18 protein-coding genes are annotated in these 22,420 nt (G+C 74.3%); 8 read left to right on the forward strand and 10 right to left on the reverse strand.

Translation table 11 applies throughout. The features are described 5' to 3' along the window. Positions 1–71: 71 nt before the first annotated feature. Positions 72–290, reverse strand: coding sequence for a zinc ribbon domain-containing protein (locus ABZ573_RS22450; protein WP_151453404.1), 219 nt, complete (start codon positions 288–290; stop codon positions 72–74). A 38-nt stretch (positions 291–328) separates the two neighbouring features. On the opposite strand from ABZ573_RS22450, the gene ABZ573_RS22455 reads away from it, so the two are divergent. From ABZ573_RS22455 to ABZ573_RS22465, 3 genes are all read left to right on the forward strand, one after another. Then, on the forward strand, positions 329–1,912 hold the full coding sequence (locus ABZ573_RS22455; RefSeq protein ID WP_358120631.1) for a lytic murein transglycosylase: 1,584 nt from the start codon (positions 329–331) through the stop codon (positions 1,910–1,912). 72 nt (positions 1,913–1,984) lie between these two features. Continuing rightward, positions 1,985–3,001 (forward strand): GNAT family N-acetyltransferase, encoded by a 1,017-nt coding sequence (locus tag ABZ573_RS22460; protein ID WP_151453410.1) that lies wholly within the window; start codon positions 1,985–1,987, stop codon positions 2,999–3,001. A gap of 97 nt (positions 3,002–3,098) precedes the next feature. Continuing rightward, entirely contained in the window at positions 3,099–6,377 is a 3,279-nt protein-coding gene (locus ABZ573_RS22465; protein ID WP_358120634.1) for a lamin tail domain-containing protein, read from the forward strand. A gap of 64 nt (positions 6,378–6,441) precedes the next feature. Here ABZ573_RS22465 and ABZ573_RS22470 read toward each other — a convergent pair whose 3' ends face one another. The 6 genes from ABZ573_RS22470 to ABZ573_RS22495 all read right to left on the reverse strand — a co-directional run bounded on the left by ABZ573_RS22470 (position 6,442) and on the right by ABZ573_RS22495 (position 13,532). Continuing rightward, positions 6,442–7,008, reverse strand: coding sequence for a helix-turn-helix transcriptional regulator (locus tag ABZ573_RS22470; protein ID WP_192581302.1), 567 nt, complete (start codon positions 7,006–7,008; stop codon positions 6,442–6,444). A 736-nt stretch (positions 7,009–7,744) separates the two neighbouring features. Then, positions 7,745–8,728 carry a porphobilinogen synthase gene (gene hemB / locus ABZ573_RS22475; RefSeq protein ID WP_358120637.1) on the reverse strand — a complete coding sequence of 328 codons (984 nt, stop codon included), beginning with the start codon at positions 8,726–8,728 and terminating at the stop codon, positions 7,745–7,747. A 19-nt stretch (positions 8,729–8,747) separates the two neighbouring features. Continuing rightward, positions 8,748–10,328, reverse strand: coding sequence for a uroporphyrinogen-III synthase (locus ABZ573_RS22480; RefSeq protein ID WP_151453400.1), 1,581 nt, complete (start codon positions 10,326–10,328; stop codon positions 8,748–8,750). After that, complete coding sequence (gene hemC, locus ABZ573_RS22485) at positions 10,325–11,320, reverse strand: hydroxymethylbilane synthase (protein WP_151453399.1); 996 nt, start codon at positions 11,318–11,320, stop codon at positions 10,325–10,327. Before hemC ends, ABZ573_RS22480 begins: the two co-directional genes overlap by 4 nt. After that, a complete protein-coding gene (locus tag ABZ573_RS22490; RefSeq protein ID WP_151453398.1) occupies positions 11,317–12,765 on the reverse strand; it encodes a glutamyl-tRNA reductase in 1,449 nt (482 codons plus the stop codon). The genes hemC and ABZ573_RS22490 overlap by 4 nt, the downstream gene beginning before the upstream one ends. Beyond that, entirely contained in the window at positions 12,762–13,532 is a 771-nt protein-coding gene (locus ABZ573_RS22495) for a redox-sensing transcriptional repressor Rex (protein ID WP_151453397.1), read from the reverse strand. The genes ABZ573_RS22490 and ABZ573_RS22495 overlap by 4 nt, the downstream gene beginning before the upstream one ends. Before the next feature lie 400 nt (positions 13,533–13,932). Between ABZ573_RS22495 and ABZ573_RS22500 the strand changes: the two genes are divergently transcribed. Next, positions 13,933–15,234, forward strand: coding sequence for a sensor histidine kinase (locus ABZ573_RS22500; protein ID WP_151453396.1), 1,302 nt, complete (start codon positions 13,933–13,935; stop codon positions 15,232–15,234). A gap of 24 nt (positions 15,235–15,258) precedes the next feature. Then, positions 15,259–15,912, forward strand: a complete 654-nt coding sequence (locus ABZ573_RS22505; RefSeq protein WP_151453395.1) for a response regulator transcription factor — start codon at positions 15,259–15,261, stop codon at positions 15,910–15,912. A 106-nt stretch (positions 15,913–16,018) separates the two neighbouring features. Here ABZ573_RS22505 and ABZ573_RS22510 read toward each other — a convergent pair whose 3' ends face one another. Genes ABZ573_RS22510 through ABZ573_RS22520 form a run of 3 tightly spaced genes read right to left on the reverse strand, consistent with a single transcriptional unit; the run spans position 16,019 to position 18,669 of the window. Further along, entirely contained in the window at positions 16,019–16,669 is a 651-nt protein-coding gene (locus tag ABZ573_RS22510) for an HAD hydrolase-like protein (protein ID WP_151453394.1), read from the reverse strand. 22 nt (positions 16,670–16,691) lie between these two features. After that, positions 16,692–16,943: a glutaredoxin family protein gene (locus ABZ573_RS22515; protein ID WP_121399981.1), complete on the reverse strand. Its 252-nt coding sequence runs from the start codon at positions 16,941–16,943 to the stop codon at positions 16,692–16,694. After that, entirely contained in the window at positions 16,936–18,669 is a 1,734-nt protein-coding gene (locus ABZ573_RS22520) for an AMP-binding protein (protein WP_358120644.1), read from the reverse strand. Before ABZ573_RS22520 ends, ABZ573_RS22515 begins: the two co-directional genes overlap by 8 nt. A gap of 554 nt (positions 18,670–19,223) precedes the next feature. On the opposite strand from ABZ573_RS22520, the gene ABZ573_RS22525 reads away from it, so the two are divergent. The 3 genes from ABZ573_RS22525 (at position 19,224) to ABZ573_RS22535 (ending at position 22,360) form a co-directional block, all read left to right on the forward strand. Further along, positions 19,224–20,183, forward strand: coding sequence for an ECF subfamily RNA polymerase sigma factor, BldN family (locus ABZ573_RS22525; protein ID WP_151453392.1), 960 nt, complete (start codon positions 19,224–19,226; stop codon positions 20,181–20,183). A gap of 290 nt (positions 20,184–20,473) precedes the next feature. Continuing rightward, positions 20,474–21,358: a DUF5667 domain-containing protein gene (locus tag ABZ573_RS22530; protein ID WP_358120647.1), complete on the forward strand. Its 885-nt coding sequence runs from the start codon at positions 20,474–20,476 to the stop codon at positions 21,356–21,358. A 126-nt stretch (positions 21,359–21,484) separates the two neighbouring features. After that, positions 21,485–22,360, forward strand: a complete 876-nt coding sequence (locus tag ABZ573_RS22535; RefSeq protein WP_358120650.1) for an HAD-IB family hydrolase — start codon at positions 21,485–21,487, stop codon at positions 22,358–22,360. Positions 22,361–22,420: the final 60 nt, after the last annotated feature.

The following is a 22,420-nucleotide window of genomic DNA, read 5'->3' on the forward strand; positions in this document are numbered from 1 at the left end:
TCATGCTGCCTGATACCGGACCATCACGCATCGTGAGAACGGTCGGCCGGAGCCGACTGCGGGCCCGCAGGTCAGCAGCCGCAGCCACCGCCGCAACAACCCCCACCGGCCGGCGCCGGCGCGCCACCGGCCGCGCCGCCGCCCCGGCCGGTGACCGCGACGGTGGAGAGGAGCTTGACCGTGTCGGTGTGCCCCTGCGGGCAGGACGCCGGCTCAGCGGCCTGCGACATCGGGCGGTTGACCTCGTAGGTGTCGCCGCAGGCGCGGCAACGGAACTCGTACCGGGGCATGGCACCAGGGTACGACCGGTCCTGACGTACGGGGGGACATGGGTGATACTCAACTTGTGGTGGACGGCGAGGACAGGACGACCCTTCGGCCCCTGCGGCCGGCGGCACCGATCGACGGGCCGCTCGCCGGTTCCGGCGCCGCGCCCGAACCCGCGACGCGGTTGCCGCGTCCCCGCCGCCCCTGGCTGAGATCCACCGCCGCCGGCGACACGAAGCCGGCCACCGAGGCCAAGCCGGCGACCGAGGCCACCGCCGAGAAGGCGAAGCCGGTCGACGAGGCGAAGCCGGCCACCGGCACCAGGCCGGTCACCGAGCCCACCGCCGAAGCGAAGGCGGCGGAAGAGGCGAGGCCGGCGGAAGAGGCGCAGTCGGCGGAAGAGGCGAAGTCGGGCGACGGGCCGGCCGCCGACGCGAAGCCGGCCACGACCGGGAAGCCGGACGACAGCGCCAGCACGACCGGGAAGCCGGGCGACAGCGCCGCCACGGCCGCGAAGCCGGACGACGGAACCGCAGCCGGCCCTGACACGAAGGCCGGCGGCGCGGCCGGGGCCTCCACGACCGGGCCCGGGGCGAAGACCGGTGACGACGCCGGCGCCGCGTCGGCCACGGGCGCGGGCGACCTCGCGAAGACGAAGGTCGACGTGCCCGCCACGAAACCGGCCACCGGGCCCCGGCGCCGCCGGGTGCAGTTCGCGCACGCCGTACGCCGGCCACCGCACCGCGTCGCGATGGGCGCCGCCCGCGCGACCCGGGACTGGTCACGGCGGCCCAGTGGGCGACTCACCCTGCCCGGGGTGTTCCTGCTCGCCCTGGTCGCGGCGACGGCTGCGGCGGGTGCGCTGCTGGTGCCCGCGACGGCCCGGGGACCCCGTCCGGTCGCGGTCGACGCCACCTCCACCGCGCCGACCACCGTTCCGCAGGCGCCGCTGCCCGGCGGGACCCCACTGCCCGGCGGCACGGTGCTGCCCGGTCAGACGCCACTGCCCGGCGGCACGGTGCTGCCCGGCGGGACGGTGCCGCCCGGTCCGCTCCCCGGCGGGATCACCGGCCGGCCGTCGGACGCGCTGGCCGGCTGGGCCGCCCAGGTCGGGCCGAAGGTCGGCATCTCGCCGGTGGCCGTGCAGGCGTACGGCTACGCCGAGGTGGTGCTCGCCCAGACCAACCGCAGCTGCGGGCTGAGCTGGACCACCCTGGCGGCCATCGGGTTCGTCGAGTCGGGGCACGGCCAGGCCAACAACGCGACGCTCCGCCAGGACGGCAAGGCGCTACCTGAGATCATCGGTCTGCCGCTCGACGGGCAGGGCGGCCGGATGCGGATCCCCGACACGGACCGCGGCGTGATGGACAAGGACCCGATCCTCGACCGGGCGGTCGGGCCGATGCAGTTCATCCCGACGACCTGGCAGGAGATCGGCGCCGACGCCGACAACGACGGCGTCAAGGACCCGCACGACCTGGACGACGCCGCCCTCGCCGCCGGCAACTACCTCTGCAAGGGCGGCCGGAACCTGACCATCCCCGCCGACTGGTGGAACGCGATCCTGTCCTACAACGACGTCCGCCGGTACGCCCAGGATGTCTACGACACCGCCAACCGGTACGGACAGGCGAGCCGCACGTGAAGTGATCGTCTGCATACATTGGAGAACTGGACACTTCCCCCGGGCAGCGGTTAGCGGCAAGCTAGACGGGTGATGGTGCGCGAGTGGGACCCCAGGACCGCGTCGTCCGTCGAGATCGCGTCGCTGCTGGACACGCTGAACGCGGTCCTGGCGGCCGATCTGCCGCAGGACCCGCCGTGGCGGGAGAGTTCCATGCGGGAATACCTCGCCGAGGTGATGCCCGGTGAGCGGCGGATCTCCTGGGTCGCCCAGGCGGAGCCGGCGGCCGACGGCAGCCCGGGGGCGATCCTGGGCCACGTGCACGTGCTGCTGCTCGGTGACATCGGGGTGCTGGAGGTGCTGGTGCACCCGGCGGAGCGGCGCACGGGCCTCGGGCGGGACCTCGTCCTGACCGCCGCCAGGCGGGTCTACCAGGAGGGTTTCCAGTCGATCGGGGTCGAGGTGGTCGGCGACACGCCGGCCGTCGCCTTCTACGAGTCGCTCGGCTTCTCGAAGGAGTACGTCGAGACCCGCAGCGTGCTGGACCTGTCCGGGGTGGACTGGGCCGAGCTGTCCGAGATGGCCACCGGCATCGGCGCGGGCTACCACCTGGAGTTCCACCCCGGCGGCCCGCCGGACGAGCTGATCGAGACGTACGCGCGGGCCAAGGCGGAGGTGCGCGACGTCGAGGACGGCGAGCTGCGCCCCAGCTCCTACGACCCGCAGCGGCTGCGCGACAGCCTGGACTGCCTGCACCGGCGGGGCATGAAGCCCTACATCGTGCTCGCTCTGCACGAGCAGACCGGTGAGGTCGCGGGGCTGACCGAGGTGGTCGTGCCGGTCCAGCATCCCACCCGCGCCGACCAGTACGACACCATCGTCGTGCAGGACCACCGGGGCTACGGCATCGACCGGGCGATCAAGGCGCGGATGCTGATGGAGCTGCGCTCGGCGGAGGCGGAGCTGACCGAGGTGCAGACGTGGAACGCGCAGGCCAACGAGGCCATGCTCAAGGTCAACGCCGAGTTGGGCTACCGCCCGGACCGCGAGTGGTGCGAATACAGCATCGACGTGGCCGAGCTGGTGCACCGCCTCGACGCCGGACGCTGACCGGAACGTTCACGAAACTGTCCGGTGGGGGATGGACGGCGGTCAGCACCGACCCTTAACGTGCGTTAGTTCCCCGCCCACCCATCGTGGAGGCCTCATGCGCCCGCGCCGCACTCTTGCCGCGCTCGCGACCGCCACCGCCGCCGTGACCGTCGCGGCTGTCGGCGTCGCACCCACCGCGGCCAGCGCCGCGCCCACCGACCTCTTCATCTCCGAGTACGTCGAAGGCTCGTCGAACAACAAGGCGATCGAGCTGTTCAACGGCACCGGCGCCGCCGTCGACCTGGCCGCCGGCGGCTACCAGCTCCAGTTGCACTTCAACGGCTCCACCACGCCGACGAACCTGGCCCTCACCGGCACCGTCGCGGCCGGCGACGCCTTCGTCCTCGCCGCCGCCTCGGCCGCGCCGGGCATCCTGGACCGGGCCGACCAGACCACCAGTGCCAGCCTGTTCAACGGCGACGACGCGATCGTGCTGCGTCGGGGCGGCACCGTGCTCGACTCGATCGGCCAGGTCGGCGTCGACCCGGGCACCGAGTGGGGCACCGGCGTCACCAGCACCGCCGACAACACACTGCGCCGGTCGGCCGCCGTGACCTCGGGCGACACCGACCCCTCCGACGCGTTCGACCCGGCCGCGCAGTGGGCCGGCTTCCCCGTGGACACGTTCGACGGCCTCGGCGCGCACGTCGTCGACGGCGGCGGACCGGTCGACGCGCCCGCCACGCTGACCTGCGGCCCGGCGCTGGTGACCTCGGTCGGCACGGCGGCCACCCGGGAGGTCACCGCCACCGACCCGGACGACCGCATCGTCGACCTGGCGGTCACCTCCGTCGACCCGACCCCGGCCGCCGGCTCCGTCAGCCGCTCGGCGGTCACCCCGGCCGACGCGGTCGGCGGCACCGCCCGCGCCACGGTCGCCACGAGCCCCGACCTGGCCGCCGGGGCGTACACCGTGGTGCTGACCGCCACCGACGCGGACGGCGGCACCGCCACCTGCACCCTGGCCGTGCAGGTGACCCGGGAGCTGACCGTCGGCGAGGTGCAGGGCCCGACCAACGACGCAGAGTCCGGCCCCGCCGACCGGTCGCCGCTCGCGCCGGGGACCGGCAACGGGACCAGCAGCACGCTGTACGACGTACGTGGCGTGATCACCCAGCGGACCCTCGCGCGCGACTCGTCGGGCCGCGACCAGAACGGGTTCTTCCTGCAGAGCCGTAGGGACGCCACCGACGGCGACCCGACCAGCTCGGACGGCATCTTCGTCTTCATGGGCTCGTTCACCTCTTTGATCGGCGGCTACGTGCCGACGGTCGGCGACGAGGTGGTGCTGCGCGCCCGGGTCTCCGAGTATTTCAACTTCACCCAGCTCTCCGGCGCGTCGCTGGTGCGCCGGATCGCCTCCGGCGTGGACGTGAACGCCGAGGTCCAGGTGACCGACGCGGTGCCGCCGGTCGAGGTGGCGGCGGCGCAGCGCTTCTTCGAGCGGCACGAGGGCGCCCGGCTGCGGATACGGGCCGGCAGCGGCGCGGTGAGCGGGCGCAACGTCTTCGCCTCCACCGCCGACGCCGAGATCTTTGTGATCGACCGGGACGACCCGCTGCTCGACCGCGCCGACCCGTACGCCCGCCGGGTGTTCCGGGACGCGCACCCGCTCGACAACGACCCGGGCCGCCGCTTCGACGACGGCAACGGGCAGCGCGTCCTGCTCGGCAGCATGGGCGTGAAGGGCACCACGGGCGACAGCGCCACGCTGCTCCCGCCCGCGCGCACGTTCGACACGCTGACCGCCGACGCGGTCGGCGGGCTGTACTACTCGTTCGAGAAGTACGGCGTGCAGGTCGAGGCGGCGGCATTCACGGGCGGGGCCGACCCGTCGACGAACAACCCGCCGAAGCCGGCCAACCGGTCGGAGGAGGTCGCGGTCGCGACCTACAACGTCGAGAACCTGTACGACTACCGTGACGACCCGTTCGACGGCTGCGACTTCGCCGGCAACGCCGGCTGCACCGGGGTGCGTCCGCCGTTCGACTATGTGCCGGGCAGCGAGCAGGAGTACCGCGAGCAGCTCGTCGCGCTGGCCGACCAGATCACCACCGACCTGCACTCCCCGGACCTGATCCTGGTGCAGGAGGCCGAGGACCAGGACATCTGCTCGGTCTCCGGCGGCGCGCTGGTCTGCGGCACCACGGACAACGCCGACGGCGCGCCGGACAGCCTCCAGGACCTGGCGCTGGCCATCACGGCCGCCGGTGGCCCCGCCTACCAGGCCGCGTACGACCGCACCGGCGCGGACGCCCGGGGCATCACCGCGGCCTTCCTGTTCCGCACCGACCGGGTGTCGCTGGCGGCGCCCACCGCCGGCGACCCGCTGCTGGGCTCGGCTCCGACCGTCCAGTACCGGGGGGCGGCGCTGCCGGGCAACGCGGACGTGCAGAACCCGAAGGCGCTCAACGCGGTGCTTCCGGACGACGTGGACACGTCCACCGGCAAGGACGGGAACAACGTCTTCACCCGCGCGCCGCAGCTCGGCAAGTTCACGGTCGCCGCCGCGCCCGGCTCCGCCGAGCGTTACACGCTCTGGGCCGCGAGCAACCACTACTCGTCCGGGCCGGACAGCCGGGTCGGGCAGCGCCGGGAGCAGGCCGCGTACGGGGCCGCGATCGTCACCGCGATCGAGGCGTCGGACCCGCACGCGCGGGTGGTCTACGGCGGGGATCTGAACGTCTTCCCCCGCCCTGACGATCCCATCGCGACGGCGGCGGATCCCACCCCGTCGGACCAGCTCGGGCCGCTGTACGAGGCGGGCATGCGCAACCTGTGGGACGACCTGCTCGCCGACGCGCCGTCGTCCGCCTACTCGTACAGCTTCGAGGGGCAGGCGCAGACGCTGGACCACCTGTTCGTGAACGGCGCGCTGCACCGGGACCTGGTGCAGATGCGGGCCGCGCACGTCAACGCCGACTGGCCGGCCGACCACGCGGCCGACGGCAGCCGGGGTTCCAGCGACCACGACCCGCAGGTGGCCCGCTTCCGCTCCCGCGCGTCGCTGAGCGTCGGCGACGCGTCGGTGGTCGAGGGCGACCGGGGCACCCGGCCGCTGACCTACACGGTCACGGTGTCGCGCCCGCTGTCCCAGCCGGTGCTGCTCTGCGCCGCCACCTACGGCACCACGGCCCAGGCGGGCGCCGACTACGACCCGTACGTCGGCTGCAAGGTCCTGGCCGCCGGGCAGACGTCGCTGGCCTTCCCGGTGACCGTACGCGGTGACCGGAAGCGGGAGGCCGACGAGAAGGTGAACCTGGTCGTGGCCGGGGTGCCCGGCCTGCGGCTGGCCGATCCGCTCGCCGTGGGCACCATCACCGACGACGACTGACGTCACACCGGAGCCCACCCGACGGCCCGCCGCCCAGGAACGTCCTGGCCGGCGGGCCGTCCGCTCACCACGGGAAGCCCGGGCCGGGCAGCCGCGACGGCGGGGGCACGCGCGGTGGTGGAGGCACCCGCGGCGGCGGGGGCACGCTGCGGTACTTCGCCACCCGCACCTCCCACTGGCTGCGCCGCCGCATGGCGTCGCGGACCCGGCGGTCGCGGTAGAACGTCTCCGGCGGGCGGGCCAGCCCGTAGATGTCCGCCCACCACTCGCCCGGCTCGGGGTCGAGAATGGTGTCCAGGTGCGAGGGGTAGCGACGCCCCGCCCCGTCGCGGGTGTCCTGCCAGTCCCGCATCGGCTTCAACACCCGCCCGAACTCGTCGACGACGGCCAGCCGGAACCCGGCGACCCCGATGATGCGGCGCAGAAGCAGGATGCTCGGCACCATCCGGCCGGCCTCGATCCGCCCGACGGTGGAATGGTTCACCCCGGCCCACCGGGCCAGCTCCCGCTGGCTGAGGCTGGCATGCCGCCGGACCGCCCGGACGATGCCCGCAGCCGGCCACGGGGTGTCGAACGGCTCGGTCAGCAGCACGGGCGGCTCGCGCGATCCCGCCCCCTGATCGGTACCCACCGCCTGATCGCCGCCCGACGGCCCGACGGCACCCGACGGCCCCGCGGCACCGGACAACTGGTCGGAACCAGCCGGACGGTCGGGATCCCGGTCAGTTTCCGGTTGGGCGGGAAGCTCGGTCATCCCGTCACGCTCCCGGCTGCGATGCCTCTCCCGCAATCCCGCCCGCTGCGCCTGTGGATAACTCAGCCACCTGTGGAAAACCGACGACCGGTCCTTCCCCCCACACCCCTGGGCGCATTCAGCTAGGCAGTAACGCGCTGTAACAGGAGCGGTCTTTCCGCAGCCGCCTACGCTAAGTGATGGAAAATCCGGCCCTGAACGACCCTCGATCACCATCGCTGACGGCCACAACGCCATGACCAGCGACTTCCGTGTGGGCCCTCCTCAGGAGCGACGAACCTCTGCACGCCCTTTGCTCTGCATCCCCATACGCAACAGGCACTATGGGTTACTGGCGCATATGGGAATGCAGAGCAAAGCGTCCGGAGGGCGGTGGGATCCGGGGCGCAGGTCGAGTACTCAGCGTTACTGTCAGGAATTCTGACATGCGGAGCAGGCGTCTACTCGAAGCCGGCCCGCTCCGCTGCCCCGACCGGGTCGGAGACCGAAGGGGTCGGACCGGATCAGGGCGCGCCCGAACGGGCCGCGCCGGGCAGGACCAGCCCGCGCCGGGTCGCGCCGCACTGGGCCAAGCCGCGCCGCGCCGGGGCGGGTCGCGCTGGGGCGGGTTGGGTCAGTAGCGCTGGCGGAGGAGTCCGGCGGCCTCGACCGCCCAGTAGGTGAGGATGATCTGCGCGCCGGCCCGGCGGATCGAGGTGAGCGTCTCCAGCATCACCCGCTCCCGGTCGATCCAGCCGTTGGCGGCAGCCGCCTCGACCATCGCGTACTCGCCGGAGACCTGGTAGGCGGCGACCGGGACGTCCACCGCCGCGCGGACCGCCGACACCACGTCGAGGTACGGCAGGGCCGGCTTGACCATCACCATGTCGGCGCCCTCGGCGACGTCCAGCTCGACCTCGCGCAACGACTCCCGCAGGTTGGCGGGGTCCTGCTGGTAGGTGCGGCGGTCGCCCTCCAGGGCCGACTCCACCGCGTCCCGGAACGGGCCGTAGAAGGCCGAGGCGTACTTGGCGGCGTACGCCAGCACGGCGACGTCCTGGTGGCCCGCGGCGTCGAGCGCCCGGCGTACCACGGCGATCTGGCCGTCCATCATGCCGGACGGCCCGACCACACCGACCCCGGCGGCGGCCTGGGCGACCGCCATCTCGGCGTACGCCTCCAGCGTCGCGTCGTTGTCGACGCCACCGTCGGGGGTGAGCAGGCCGCAGTGGCCGTGCGAGGTGAACTCGTCCAGGCAGAGGTCGCTCATCACCACAGTGGCGTCGCCCACCTCCGCCACGACGTCGCGGATCGCGACGTTGAGGATGCCGTTCGGGTCGATCCCACCGGAGCCGGTGGCGTCCCGCCGCTCCGGCACGCCGAAGAGCATGATCCCGCCGACGCCCGCCTGGACCGCCTCGGCCGCGGCCTTGCGGAGCGAGTCCCGGGAGTGCTGGAGCACCCCCGGGAGCGACGCGATCGCCCGCGGTTCCGTCAACCCCTCCCTGACGAACATCGGCACGACCAGCTCGGCCGGGTCGACGCGGGTCTCGGAGACCAGCCGCCGGATGGCCGCGTTGCGGCGCAGCCGGCGGGGCCGGATCTCGGGGTACGGCATCACGGACCTCCTGCTACGACTACCGGAACCTCAGGGCGGTCGGCCCCTGCACCTTCGAGCCACGGCGCTGCTTCGCCGGCATGGCGGCGAGCTTCTCGCGCAGCTCGACGGCGTAGGCGGCGAGCGCCTCCACCAGATCGGGGACCGAGGCGTGCGGCGGCTGGACGTCGACCCGCAGGCCGAACTCCGTCGCGGTCTCCGCCGTCTTGGGCCCGATCACTGCAACGACGGTACGGGCGTGCGGCTTCCCCGCGATACCCACCAGATTGCGCACCGTCGAGCTGGACGTGAAGAGCACCGCGTCGAAGCCACCCGACTTGATCGCGTCCCGGATCTCGGCGGGCGGCGGGGCGGCCCGTACCGTCCGGTAGGCGGTCACGTCGTCGACCTCCCAGCCGCGCTCGGTGAGCCCGGCGGCGAGGGTCTCGGTGGCGATGTCGGCGCGCGGCAGCAGCACCCGACCGACCGGGTCGAGGATCTCGTCGTGCGGCGAGAACTCGGCGAGCAGCCCCTCGGAGGACTGCTCCCCCGACGGGATCAGCTCGGGCTGGATGCCGAACGCGCGGACGGCGTCGGCGGTCGCCTCACCGATACAGGCGATCTTGACGCCGCCGAAGTGCCGGGCGTCGAGGCCGTGCTCGGCGAACTTCTCCCAGACCGCGCGGACCGCGTTCACCGAGGTGAAGATCACCCAGGCGTACCGGCCGTCGACCAGGCCCTTGACCGCCCGCTCCATCTGGGCCGGGGTGCGCGGCGGCTCGACCGCGATCGTCGGCACCTCGCAGGGGATGGCCCCGTACGCGCGCAGCCGGGCGCTCATCACGCCGGCCTGCTCCTTGGTGCGGGGCACGAGGACCTTCCAGCCGTACAGCGGCCGGTTCTCCCACCAGCTCAGCTTGTCCCGCTGGCCCACGCCCTCGCCGACGGTGAGGACCACCCGGCCGGTGAAGCCGAGCGCCGCCGCGACGAACGAGTCGACGGTCGACGTGGTGGTGTACTGCGTCTCGCCGGTGCCGTCGCCGGTCACCCCGACGCCGGTGGTGCCCTCCACCCCGGCCGCGAGCAGCCCGTCGCGGATCGCGGCGAGGTCGCCGGCGTCCACGGCCAGGGCCAGCGAGCCCCGGCCGACGGCTGCGGCCAGCGCGTCGAAGTCCAGCGTGCTGACGTCCTCGACGTCGGCCGCCGTCCGTACGCCCGGCAGCGGCACGCCCGCGTAGGTCGCCACCCCCTCGGCCTGGCCGACCCCGGGAACCACCTCGAAGTGTGCGGCGGTCCGCGCGACCGCCTGCACCTCCTTGACGACCGAATCGTGGCCGAACGGGTCGCCGGCGACCAGGTGCACCGCGTTCAGCCCGGAACGGGCCGCCGAGATCAGCACCTTCGCCACGTCACCCGGCGCGCCCTCCGCCGGAGTGAACTGGGCGTCTTCCCTGGCCTGGGCGCGGACGGCGTCGAGCAGCGACTCGGGGACTCCCCGGTCGTACACCACCTGGTCGGCGTCGACCAGAGCGTCGTGCGCCCGGCGGGTCAGCAGGCCCGGGTCGCCGGGACCGGCCCCGACGAAGGCGATGCGGCCTACGGGCTTACGGGTGCGGGTCATTCTGTGCTCCCAAATTGCTGGGTCCCCGGGCCGGCGTGTCCATCGTGGCCGAGGATCGAGTCGGCGCCGAGGTCGAGGAGTTCGGCGGCGAGTGCCTTGCCGATCTCCGCCGCGTCGGCGAGCGTTCCGGTGCGGGACAGCCGGAGGTCTCTCGTACCGTCCGGACTGATCACCGCCCCGCGCAGATAGATCTCCTGGACGAAGTCACCCTCGACGCCCGAGCCGGTTGGCTCGCCTTCGGCGACGACGGCGTAGGCGGCGACCGGGGCGGAGCATCCGGCCTCCAGGGTGGCCAGCAGCGCCCGCTCCGCGGTGACCGCGGCGTGGGACGGTGCGTGGTCGAGCACGGTGAGCAGCTCGACCAGGTCCGTGTCGTCGGCCCGGCACTCCACCGCCAGCGCGCCCTGGGCGGGCGCGGGCAGCATCAGCATCGGGTCGAGCGTCTCGGTGATCACGTCGGTACGCCCGAGCCGGGCCAGCCCGGCCCGGGCCAGGACGACCGCGTCGAGGTCGGCCTCCGGGCCGAGCACCCGCGCGAGGCGGCTGTCGACGTTGCCGCGGATCGGGGTGACCTCCAGCGGCATCCCGAGGGCGTGCAGCTGGGCGATGCGGCGCAGCGCTCCGGTGCCCACGGTCGCGCCGGAGGGCAGCTCGGCGAGCGTCCGGCCGTCCCGGGCGACAAGCGCGTCCCGCGGGTCCTGCCGCATCGGCACCGCCGCGATGTGCAGCCCGGCCGCCGCTGCGGTGGGCAGGTCCTTGTAGGAGTGCACCGCGAAGTCGATGGTGCCGGCGGTCAGGGCGTCCCGCAGGGCGGAGACGAAGACGCCGACGCCGAGCCGGTGCACCGGCGCGGAGGAGCGGTCGCCGGCGGTGACCACCTCGACCAGCTCGACGGGCCGGCCGGTGGCGGCGGTCAGGGCCTCCGCGACGTGGCCGGACTGGGCCATCGCCAGTTTGCTGCCCCGGGTACCGAGGCGCAGGGGCGTGCTCATCGCTCACCTCCGAGGGGCGGGACGTCGGCGGAACCCGTCGACGGCAGATTGTCGGCGTGACCGACGGGCGGCGGGACGTCGGCGAGGCCGAACGGCGGCGGAAGGTCGGCGAGGCCGAACGGCGGCGCGGCGTCGCCGGCCACGATGTCGGGGACGCTGTCGACCGGGGACGTCTGCGGCACCTTGAGGTCGAACAGCTCGCGCAGCAGGGCCGCGTACTGGTCGCCGCCGGGTTCGGCCGCCAACTGGCGCACCCGCACGGTCGGCTGGTGCAGCAGCCGCTGCACCACCCGGTGCACCGTCCGGGCCACCTCGGCGCGCTGGTCGTCGGTGAGGTCCGGGCGGCGCTGGGCGAGCCGGCGCAGCTCGGCGCCGACCACGTCGTCGGCGCGGCCACGCAGGGCGGCCACCGTGGGCGCCACGTCGGCGCCGCGCAGCCAGGTGAGGAAGGCGTCGACCTCGCCGGCCACGATCCGCTCGACGGCGGCGGCATCGGCGGCGGCGGGCCCGTCGGCGAGCAGCGTCGCCATCCGGTCGATGTCGATGACCTCGACGCCGGGCAGCTCGGCGACGCCGGCCTCCACGTCGCGCGGCACGGCCAGGTCGAGCAGGACCAGCGGCCCCCGGCCGGGGTCGCGCCCGGCGAGCGCCCGGGTCACCACGTCACGGGTGAGGACCGCTTCGGTGGCCGCGGTGGCGGCCACTACGATGTCCACTGTGGAGAGCACGGTGGTCAGCTCCGCCATCGGCGTCGCGCTGGCCCCGTACGCCTCGGCCAGCCGGACGGCCCGGTCGGCGCCCCGGTTGGTGACCGTGAGCGGCCCCGCGCCCAGCCGGGACAGCGTGGCGACGCTCAGCGACCCCATCGCGCCCGCGCCAACCACGAGCGCGGGACGGCCGGCGAGGTCGCCGTCGAGGTGCCCGGCGGCCAGCTCCAGCGCGGCGGTCACCACGCTCTGGCCGGCCCGGTCGATCCCGGTCTCCGCGTGCGCCCGCTTGCCGACCCGCAGCGCCTGCTGCATCAGCTCGTGCAGCAGCCGCCCGGCGGTGTCGGCCCCGGTCGCGGAATGGTAGGCGTCCCGGAGCTGGCCGAGGATCTGCGCCTCGCCGACGACCATCGAGTCGAGCCCGGCGGCGACCCGGAAGACGTGGTCCACGGCGGCGGCGTCGAAGTGCACGTAGAGGTGGTTGGCGAGCGCGGCGGGCTGGCAGCCGGCCTGGTCGGCCAGCACCGCGCAGATGTCGCCGAGGCCGCCGTGGAAGCCGGACACGGCGGCGTAGACCTCCACCCGGTTGCAGGTGGAGACGATCACGGCCTCGGTCACGTACGGCTGGGCGACCAGGCGGTCCAGGGTGCGGGTGAGGTCCGCGGGGCCGACCGCGAGCTGCTCCAGCGTGGCGACGGGAGCGGTGCGGTAGGACGCGCCGACGACGAGCAGTTTCACGTGCCGATCGCCTCCTGCGGGTCGGTGACGGCGAGCCCCCCGGGCAGGGCGGTCAGGGCGGACCCACCGGTGGCGGGCAGCGCGGTCAGCGATGCCTTGCGGTGCTCGTGGAAGGACAGGATCTGCAGCTCGATCGCGAGGTCGACCTTGCGCACGTCGACCCCCTCCGGAACCGAGAGTACGCACGGGGCGAAGTTCAGGATGCTCGTCACACCGACGGCCACGAGCTGGTCCGCCACCGCCTGGGCGGCCGGGGCCGGGGTGGCGATCACGCCGATGGCGATGGCCTCCTCGACGGCGACCCGGGGCAGCTCGTCGATGTGCCGGACGACCAGCCCGCTGATCTCCTCGCCGACCCGGGCGGGGTCGGCGTCGAAGAGGGCGGCGATCCGGAAGCCGCGGCTGGCGAAGCCGTCGTAGCCGGCGAGGGCGTGACCGAGATTACCCACGCCGACCAGGGCGACGGCCCGCCGCTGGGTGAGCCCGAGCACGTACTCGATCTGGTCGACCAGCAGCGCCACGTCGTAGCCGACGCCACGGGTCCCGTACGAGCCGAGGTGCGAGAGGTCCTTGCGGAGCTTCGCGGAGTTCACGCCGGCGGCGCTGGCCAGCCCCTCGCTGGACACGGTCTCGTGGCCGGTTTCGGCGAGGTTGTGCAGGGCACGGAGGTATTCCGGGAGCCGCGCGACGGTCGCCTCCGGCAGATCCGGGAGCGCCGGTACGGCACCGGCTCGGCCGGGCGCGCCAGGGTGACGGTGCTGACTCATGAGACTCCGTGCGGTGCGATCCTCGGCCAACTCGGGCGGCCGGCCGTTTCGGGATCCCCGCTGGCGACCGAGATTGCCGGCTGTGCTAGCAGGGCGCGTCGGAACTACAGAGTAGGCGCTTGTGAACGCGTGCACAAATCGCGATCTTGATAGCTCGCGACGCGGCTTCACCAGCCCCTCCATTCCGCAAGATCGATCCAGTGGCCGCCGCCGGCCACCGCCCGGCCTCCGGGCGGTGGCGATGGTGCCGGTAGCGCCGATTATTGCTCAATTACGACTTCTCTGACCAATCGCGCGGCCCACGGCTCGCCCACGATCCGGTCACGGTAGGGCCAGCCCTACGCCGCAGAGGCGGGCCGACGGGATGGGTCGGCGGCCCCGCGCTGCCTAGCCTCTTGACATGACCGCCGTACCCGTCGCCGCCGATCAGCCCGTGCCGGCGCCGACCATCTCCCGACAGCTCCTGCTGGACTCCGGCTACGTGCTGCTGGGCCTCCCGCTGGCCCTGGCCAGCTTCGTCGTCCTGCTGGTCGGCCTGGCCGCCGGGCTGGGGCTGGTCGTGACGGTGATCGGCCTGCCGATCCTCAGCGGCACCCTCTACGCCGCCCGGGGCCTCGCCGACATCGAGCGCCTCCGCCTGCCCACCGTGCTCCACCAGGCCCGGATCCGCCCCCAGTACCGGCTCCCGGAGCCCGGCGCGAGCGCCTGGCGGCGGATCTTCGTGCCGATGGGGGACGCGCAGTCCTGGCTCGACCTGGCGCACGGCATCCTCAAGCTGATCGTGGCCATCGTCACCTTCGTGGTCACGCTGGTCTGGTGGGCCGGCGCCGTCGCCGGCACCCTCTACTGGGCGTACGACTGGACGCTGCCGCACGGCGACCCGGAGGACGTCGGCCTCCCCCAGCTCCTCGGCCTCGGCGACTCGACCGTCGTCCGGATCGGGCTGCACACCGCGATCGGGCTGTTCTTCCTGATCACCCTGCCGATCGTGGCCCGGGGCTGCGCGCTGCTGCAGGCCGGCTTCGGTCGGGCCCTGCTCACCGGCGTGGCCGAGATGCGCAACCGGATCACCGTGCTGGAGGAGCAGAAGCGGGCCGCCGTCTCCGCCGAGGCGAGCGCGCTGCGCCGACTGGAGCGGGACATCCACGACGGCCCGCAGCAGCGCCTCGTCCGGCTCGCGATGGACCTCAGCCGGGCCCGCCAGCAACTCGCCACCGACCCGGGGGCCGCCGGGCGCACCCTGGACGAGGCGGTCACCCAGACCCGGGAGACGCTCGCCGAGCTGCGCGCCCTGTCCCGGGGCATCGCGCCGCCGATCCTGGTCGACCGGGGACTGCCCAGCGCCCTGGCGGCACTGGCCGGGCGCGGCCTGATCCCGATCGAGCTGCGGGTGGACCCGGAACTGGCCAACCCGGCCGGCCGGCTCGACCCGGCGGTCGAGAGCACCGCCTACTTCGTGGTGTCCGAGGCGCTGACCAACGTCGCCAAGCACAGCCGGGCGACCGAGTGCCAGGTCACCGTGGCCCGGCACGACGGGCGGCTGGAGGTCGACGTCGACGACGACGGGCAGGGCGGCGCCCACCTGGCCAAGGGGCACGGGCTGGTCGGCATCGCCGACCGGATCCGCTCCGCCGGGGGCCGGCTCTCCGTGGTCAGTCCGGCCGGCGGGCCCACCAAGATCCGCGCGGAACTCCCGCTGTGAGCCGTACGTGGTAGACAACAGGACATGCGGATCGTGATCGCGGACGACGCGGTGCTGCTCCGGGAGGGGCTGGTACGGCTGCTCACCGAGCGCGGGCACGAGGTGGTGGCCGCCGTGGCCGACGGCGACGCGCTGGTGGTGGCGGTGGTGGCGCACCGGCCGGACGTGTCGATCGTCGACGTCCGGATGCCGCCGTCGCACACCGACGAGGGGCTGCGCGCGGCGGTGGAGGCCCGCCGCCTGGTGCCCCGCACCCCGATCCTGGTCCTCTCCCAGTACGTCGAGGTGTCGTACGCCGACGACCTGCTCGCCACCACCGGCGGCGGCGGAGGCGGGATCGGCTACCTGCTCAAGGACCGGGTGGCCGCGATCGACGAGTTCCTCGACGCGCTGGACCGGGTGGCCGCCGGCGGGACGGTGCTCGACCCCGAGGTGGTCGGCCAGCTCTTCGCCCGGCGTCGGCGCGACGACCCGCTGCGCGAGCTCACCCCGCGCGAACGCGAGGTGCTCGCGCTGATGGCCGAGGGCCGCTCCAACACGGCGATCGCGAAGACCCTGGTGGTCACCGACGGCGCCGTCGAGAAGCACGTCCGGAACATCTTCACCAAGCTCCAGCTCCCGCCCGACACGGAGCAGCACCGCCGGGTCCTGGCCGTGCTGGCCTACCTGCGCAACTGACCCGCCGCCCGGCCCTGCCACCAGCGCACGGACCGGCCGCCGGCCTGCCGTCCGGGCGCGGACGGAGGCCGGTCTGCCGCGAGCGCGCGGACGTTCACCGGCCCGGTCAGGGCAGCGTGGCCGCCAGGCTGACCGCCTCGCTGAGGGTTTCGGCGACCGGGTGGCCGGAGGCGCGCAACCGTGCCGCGTCGGTGAACCCGCCGGTGTAGAGGACGGCGCGGCCCCCCACCGACACGGCGGCGTCGGCGTCGTCGACGGAGTCCCCGATCAGCACCGCGTCCCGGCCGTCCACGCCCAGCTCCGTCAGGTGCCGCCGGAGCGACTCGGCCTTGCGGTCCCCGCCGACGGTCGCCCGCAGCCCGTCCACCCGGACGAAGTGCCCGGTGAGCCCGTACGTGTGCACGGTCGGCACCAGTTCCTCGTGGAACCACATCGACAGCAGGGACTGGCTGCCCGGCCAGGCGGCCATCGCGACCGTGGCGTCGTGCGCCAGCTCGCAGGTCGTCAGCCCGGTGCGGTACGCGTCGTGGAAGATCCGGTCCAGCCGGCCGAACGCGTCGTCGTCGACCGCCCGGCCGAGCACCTCGGCGTAGTAGTCGGCGATCGGCCGGCGGAACCGTACCCGGTGCTCGTCGGCGGTCACGGCGGGCCCGCCGACGCTGGCGAAGGCGGCGTTGGTGCAGGCGACCACCAGGCTCAGGTCGTTGAGCAGGGTGCCGTTCCAGTCCCACACCAGGTGGTTGCGCGCCGGGGTCATCGGAGCACCCTAACGCCTGGCGTCACAGCTGCGGCGTGGTCAGGTCCCGCAGCAGCCGCTCCTCCTCCACCCGCCAGTAGCCGTGCTCCTTGCCGTCGAGCAGCACCACGGGCAGCCGGTCGCCGTACTCGCGTTCCAGCTCGATGTCGTCGGTGACGTCCTTCTCGGTCCACCGGTCCCCGGTGACCGCCACCACCCGGTCCAGCGCCAGTTTCGCCTCGTCGCAGAGGTGGCAGCCGGGGCGGGTGATCAGGGTGAGTCGGGGCTCACGCATCGGTCTCCTCCGTCGTGCTGGCGCCGGCCGGGGCCGACGGGCGGGTCTCCGGCGACGCCGCCGGGGACGGCACCGGGGACGCCGGGGACGACGCCGTCCGGAGCAGGGTCTTGCGCACCTTGCCGATCACCGAGTGCGGCAACTCGTCGACGAACTCGACGGCGGTCGGGCACTTGAACCGGGCCAGGTTGCGGGCGCAGTGGGCGAGCAGCTCCTCACCGGTCACCGGACGCCCCGGCGCCGGCACCACGTACGCCCGGACAGTCTCGCCGGTCCGCGGGTGCGGCACACCCAGTACCGCCGACTCGGCCACCCCCGGGTGCGCGGAGAGCACCAGCTCGACCTCGTGCGGGTACACGTTGAACCCGTTGACCAGGATCAGCTCGCCGATCCGGTCGACCAGGAAGAGGTCGCCGTCGGAGTCGGCGTACGCCACGTCGCCGGTGGGCCACCAGCCGTCGGCGTCCGGGCCGTCCCGGCCGTCCGGCCAGTAGCCGGCGAAGACGTTCGCCCCGCGCACCACGACCTGGCCCGGGTCGGTGCCGGGTGTGACGTCGGAGAGGTCCAGCTCGTCGGCGTCGTCCTCCGGCTCGGCCACGCCGTCGCGCCACAGGTCGGCCCCATCGGTCCCGACCAGCCGCAACTCGACGCCGGGCAGCGGCCGGCCGATGGAGCCGGGCTTCGGCTCCCCGCCGACCAGGGTGGAGGTGAGCACCGGCGCGGTCTCGGTGAGGCCGTACCCGACGTGCACCGGGCGGCCGGCGACCTCGGCGAAGCGCGCCGCGACGGCCGGCTCCAGCGGCGCCGCGCCGCAGACCACGGCCCGGACCGACGGCATCGCCGCGGCGAGGGCGGCGGCGTCCGCCGTGGACCAGGCGGCCACCATCGACGGTACGCCGACCAGCACGGTGACCCGGTGCCGGGCGATCACGGCCAGTCCCGCGTCGGAGCCGAGGTCGTCGACGAGCACCCCCGTCGCGCCATGGTGGACGACCGCGCCCAGCCCCGCATTCAGCCCGTACGCGTGGAACAGCGGCAGCGCCAGCAGCACGGTGTCGTCCGGGCCGACGACGGGCGGGTCGATGCGGCCGACCTGCTCGTGGTTGGCCGCCAGCGCCCGGTGCGTCAGCATCGCGCCCTTCGGCCGCCCCTCGGTGCCGGAGGTGTAGAGCAGCAGCGCCAGGTCGTCGCCGCCCCGGTCGGGGAACGGCTGACCGGCGTCGGCCACCGGCGGCGCGGTGTGCACGGCGACGAGCGCGGGCAGGTCCCCGGCGGCGTCGGCGACCAGTTCGCGTACCCGTTCGGTGCCGATCAGCACCGAGGCGCCGGAGTCGGCCAGCACGTGCCGCAGCTCGGGGGCGGTGAGGCCGGGGTTGACCGGCACCGCGACCAGCCCGGCGCGCAGCGCGGCCAGGCAGCTCACCACGAAGTCCGGCGAGTTGCCGAGCGCGACGGCGATCCGGGGCGGGTGCGGGTCGGCGGCTCCCGGCGTCGGGTCGGACCCGGCGGGTCGCGCCCCGGGCAGGGCCGCCAGGGCGTGGGCGGTGGCCGTCACCGACGCGTCCAGTTCGGACCAGGTGACGGTCCGATCGCGCCAGTGCAGCGCGGGTCGGTCGCCGTGGGCGGCGGCCGCCCGGTGGAGCCGCTCGACGAGGGTCGAGGCGGAGCTGTCGGTTGCGTCCTGCACGGTGGCTGAGTCTGGCACAGCGCGGGGCCTGTGGGCCATGCCCGCCGGAGGCCGGAGGGGACACCCCGGTCGGCGGGAACGGCGGCCCGGACGAGTCCCACCGACGGGACGACCGGTGGGCACGGGCGGGACGCGACCGGTCCCGTCCACAAGACACGCCGGGACGCGTCGGGCGCATCGGACGGTCCTGGGTCGACATCCGCGCCGCTGACCCGCCCGACCCCGCGACACGCGCGCTGACCTGGAATTTCTTTCGCAACCACGCGGCAATCCGAAAGTCAACCGCACACGACGGACAACCGGTCCGCCAGGTGTGCGGCGCGGAGGGAAATACTTCCGCCCTGTGTAACGGACTTGCCACGCGTGGGTGACGTTGGCCCTATCATCACTCGGGTCGGCTCACCCCATTTGCCGTGAGTCGACACCCCTCAGCCCGAGGAGGCCCCCGTGCCTGTGAGCGCATTGGACCAGCACCTCAAGGGGATCTGCCGCCCGTCGGCACACCCCGAGCCAGCCCTGCCCGGCCCAGCGGGCCGGGCCACGACGGCGACGCGCCGACCGGCGTGGTCGGCCGGCGGGACGGAGGCGGCGCGGTGACCACCTTCGGATACGCGGAACGGCCGGCCGGCCTGACCAACCCGGTGATCCGCGGCCAGCTCAACGAACGGCCCGCCGCCCGGGGTCCGCTGGACGACACGGGCAGCCTCGCCGTCCGGGGGGAGGGCACGTCGAGCCGGACGCGCAGCCGGCCACACCAGAACGAACCGCCGCCCCGCTCCGCGACACCGGGCGGCAACGCCAAGTCGGCCGGCGGCCGGGTCGCCGTCCCCGCCCGGCCCACCATGCCGGCGCAGGGCCGCCGCACCACGGAACCGGCCAAGGCGCCCGACGAGTCGGGCGCGGAGACGGCCGTGCTCCCGGCGGTGCCGGCCGCCGCCGCGCCGGTCAACACCTCGACGGGCTTCCCCAGCCGGCCCGACCCGTCCGACCCCGCGACCGAGGTCTGGGGGCTGGTCGAGCGGGCCCAGGCCGGCGAGTCCGAGGCGTTCGGGCTGATCTACGACCGGTACGTCGACACGGTGTTCCGGTTCGTCTACTTCCGGGTGGGCAACCGGCAACTCGCCGAGGACCTCACCTCCGACACCTTCCTGCGCGCCCTCAAGCGGATCGGCAGCTTCACCTGGCAGGGCCGCGACCTGGGCGCCTGGCTGGTCACCATCGCCCGGAACCTGGTGGCGGACCACTTCAAGTCCGGCCGCTACCGGCTGGAGGTCACCACCGGGGACGTGCTGGACGCCGACCGCGAGGACCGGGGCCCGGAGGGCAGCCCGGAGGCGGCGGTCGTCGAGCACATCACCAACGTGGCCCTGCTCAGCGCCGTCAAGCAGCTCAACCCGGAGCAGCAGGAGTGCATCGTGCTCCGCTTCCTGCAGGGCTTCTCCGTGGCCGAGACGGCCCGCACGATGGGCAAGAACGAGGGCGCGATCAAGGCCCTCCAGTACCGCGCGGTACGAGCGCTGGCCCGGCTGCTGCCGGACGGCTTCCAACCGTAGTCCCGGGCAGGAAGAACGCCGTGCATCGATGCGATGTACGCGCAGGTCCGTGGCGTCGCGCCCCCGTGACAGCGATCACTTTCCGTGATTTCGCCTCCGCCGGCCCCGTAACCCATGTCCGGTGCGGACCGTTTCTCCGGGTGCGACCGGTGGTAGCCCCGGCATCCCCCGGGCCCCCGAGGTCCGGCAGCGCGGCCGGCCACGACCTTCGTCCGTGGTGTCCCGCCGTCACCGGTCGCTGTCGAAGACAGCGGCCGACCGGCCGCGACCAGCGAGAGGAGGTGCCCGCGGTGGACAGCAACCTCTTCTCCCGTCGGCGCGCGGAGCGCTTCGCGCAGCTTCTCGACGAGGCCAACGGGGGCCGGCGACACCACGTCCGTTCCCGGGCCGACGACCAGTTGGCCACGCTCGTCGCGGTGGGTCAGCGGCTGCCCGCCGCCCCGCCCGCCGTGGAGATGGACCCGGAGTTCCGCACCGGGCTGCGGGCCATGCTCCTGGCCACCGCCGAACGCGAGGGCATCGGTGCCCCGGCCGCCGTCACCACCGAGCCGTCGTCCCGGCGCTCCGCCGCCGACGCCGGCCGCAACCGGCTGCTGCCGGCGGTGACCGCCCGCCGGGCCCGCGCCCGGGGCGCCATCCTGGTCGGCGTCGCGGCCGGCGCCGTCGCCCTCTCGGGCATCTCGGCCGCCAGCGAGAACGCCGTCCCCGGCGACGCGCTGTACGGCATGAAGCGCTCCACCGAACGCGCCCAGCTCGCGCTGGCCAGTTCCGACGTCAGCCGGGGCCAACTGTTCCTGGACTTCGCCCGTACCCGGCTCGCCGAGGCGGCCGCGCTGCGCGGCAACGAGGACGGCTTCAGCGCGGTGCTGGACGACATGGACGCCGACACCCGCCAGGGCGTACGCCTGCTGACCACCGCCGCGACGCAGCGCTCGGACCCGGCGGCGCTGGACGCGGTCAACTCCTTCCTCACCGGCCAGCGCCGGGCGGTCGGCGGGCTCCTCGACGACGCCAGCCGGGCCGAACGCGACCGGACCCGCCGCTCGCTCGCCCTGCTCGACGCGGCCCGTAAGCGCTCCGACGCGCTGCGCGCGGCCATCGCCTGCGGCGGGCCCGCACCCGTCGGCAGCGACGCCCTCGGCCCGGCCCCCGCCACCTGCCCCGGCGACCGCTGACCCGGCCTCGGCCGGACCGGCCGAGACGTCCGCGCCACAGTTCTCCCCATGGACGGCGGGCCGCCACGCGCGCCCGGCTACCCTCGCGGAAGCACATGTCGCGCCGGTCGAGCGGAGGGAGGTCGCGTGGTCCGCAGCCGCAAGGTGACCGTCAGCACCGACGCCCACGGTCACACCGCCGGCTGGGCGGAGACCGACTTCGCGCCCCTCGCGCCCCCGGAACCCGATCCGACCGCGGCGGCCTTCTTCGACGTCGACAACACGATGATGCGGGGCGCGTCGATCTACTGGTTCGCCCGGGGCCTCGCCGCGCGCGACTACTTCACCACCGCGGACCTGGCCCGGTTCGCCTGGCAGCAGCTGCGGTTCCGGCTGCTCGCCACCGAGCACGCCGGCGACATGTCGCAGGCCAAGGAGGCCGCCCTCGCCTTCGTCGAGGGCTGGCGGGTGGTCGACGTGGAGCGCCTCGCGGAGGAGATCTTCGACGAGCTGATGGCGCCCCGGATCTGGGCCGGCACCCGCCAGCTCGCCCAGCGCCACCTGGACGCCGGCGAGCGGGTCTGGCTGGTCAGCGCCGCGCCCGTGGAGATCGGCCGGGTGATCGCCGCGCGGCTGGGTCTGACCGGCGCGGTCGGCACGGTCGCCGAGATCGTCGACGGCGCGTACACCGGCCGGCTGGTCGGCGACCTGATGCACGGCCCGGCCAAGGCGGAGGCCGTCACCCAGCTCGCCGCGGTCGAAGGGCTGGACCTGCGCCGCTGCACCGCCTACAGCGACTCGTGCAACGACCTGCCGATGCTCTCCATGGTGGGCCGGGGCGTGGCGGTGAACCCGGACGCGGCCCTGTTCAAGGAGGCCCGGCAGCGCGGCTGGGACGTCCGCGACTTCCGCACCGGCCGCCGCGCCGTCAAGATCGCCGTACCGTCCACCGCCGCGGCCGGCCTGGTCGCCGGGGCGGTCGGCGCCGGGTTGGCGCTGCACCGGCGCCGCCGCGACGGCTGACGGCTCGGGCCGCCCGCGCCGTCAGCGGCACCGACCGCCCGCGCCCTCAGCGACGCGGGC

Source organism: Micromonospora sp. NPDC007220 (assembly GCF_040634035.1).
Classification (GTDB): Bacteria; Actinomycetota; Actinomycetes; order Mycobacteriales; family Micromonosporaceae; genus Micromonospora; species Micromonospora reichwaldensis.

Excerpts from the sequence above, each read along its gene's own strand:
- ABZ573_RS22450 (WP_151453404.1), bottom strand. The coding sequence starts at position 290 with ATGCCCCGGTACGAGTTCCGTTGCCGCGCCTGCGGCGACACCTACGAG.
- ABZ573_RS22455 (WP_358120631.1), top strand. The coding sequence starts at position 329 with ATGGGTGATACTCAACTTGTGGTGGACGGCGAGGACAGGACGACCCTT.
- ABZ573_RS22460 (WP_151453410.1), top strand. The coding sequence starts at position 1,985 with ATGGTGCGCGAGTGGGACCCCAGGACCGCGTCGTCCGTCGAGATCGCG.
- ABZ573_RS22465 (WP_358120634.1), top strand. The coding sequence starts at position 3,099 with ATGCGCCCGCGCCGCACTCTTGCCGCGCTCGCGACCGCCACCGCCGCC.
- hemB (WP_358120637.1), bottom strand. The coding sequence starts at position 8,728 with ATGCCGTACCCCGAGATCCGGCCCCGCCGGCTGCGCCGCAACGCGGCC.
- ABZ573_RS22480 (WP_151453400.1), bottom strand. The coding sequence starts at position 10,328 with ATGACCCGCACCCGTAAGCCCGTAGGCCGCATCGCCTTCGTCGGGGCC.
- hemC (WP_151453399.1), bottom strand. The coding sequence starts at position 11,320 with ATGAGCACGCCCCTGCGCCTCGGTACCCGGGGCAGCAAACTGGCGATG.
- ABZ573_RS22495 (WP_151453397.1), bottom strand. The coding sequence starts at position 13,532 with ATGAGTCAGCACCGTCACCCTGGCGCGCCCGGCCGAGCCGGTGCCGTA.
- ABZ573_RS22500 (WP_151453396.1), top strand. The coding sequence starts at position 13,933 with ATGACCGCCGTACCCGTCGCCGCCGATCAGCCCGTGCCGGCGCCGACC.
- ABZ573_RS22505 (WP_151453395.1), top strand. The coding sequence starts at position 15,259 with ATGCGGATCGTGATCGCGGACGACGCGGTGCTGCTCCGGGAGGGGCTG.
- ABZ573_RS22510 (WP_151453394.1), bottom strand. The coding sequence starts at position 16,669 with ATGACCCCGGCGCGCAACCACCTGGTGTGGGACTGGAACGGCACCCTG.
- ABZ573_RS22515 (WP_121399981.1), bottom strand. The coding sequence starts at position 16,943 with ATGCGTGAGCCCCGACTCACCCTGATCACCCGCCCCGGCTGCCACCTC.
- ABZ573_RS22520 (WP_358120644.1), bottom strand. The coding sequence starts at position 18,669 with ATGGCCCACAGGCCCCGCGCTGTGCCAGACTCAGCCACCGTGCAGGAC.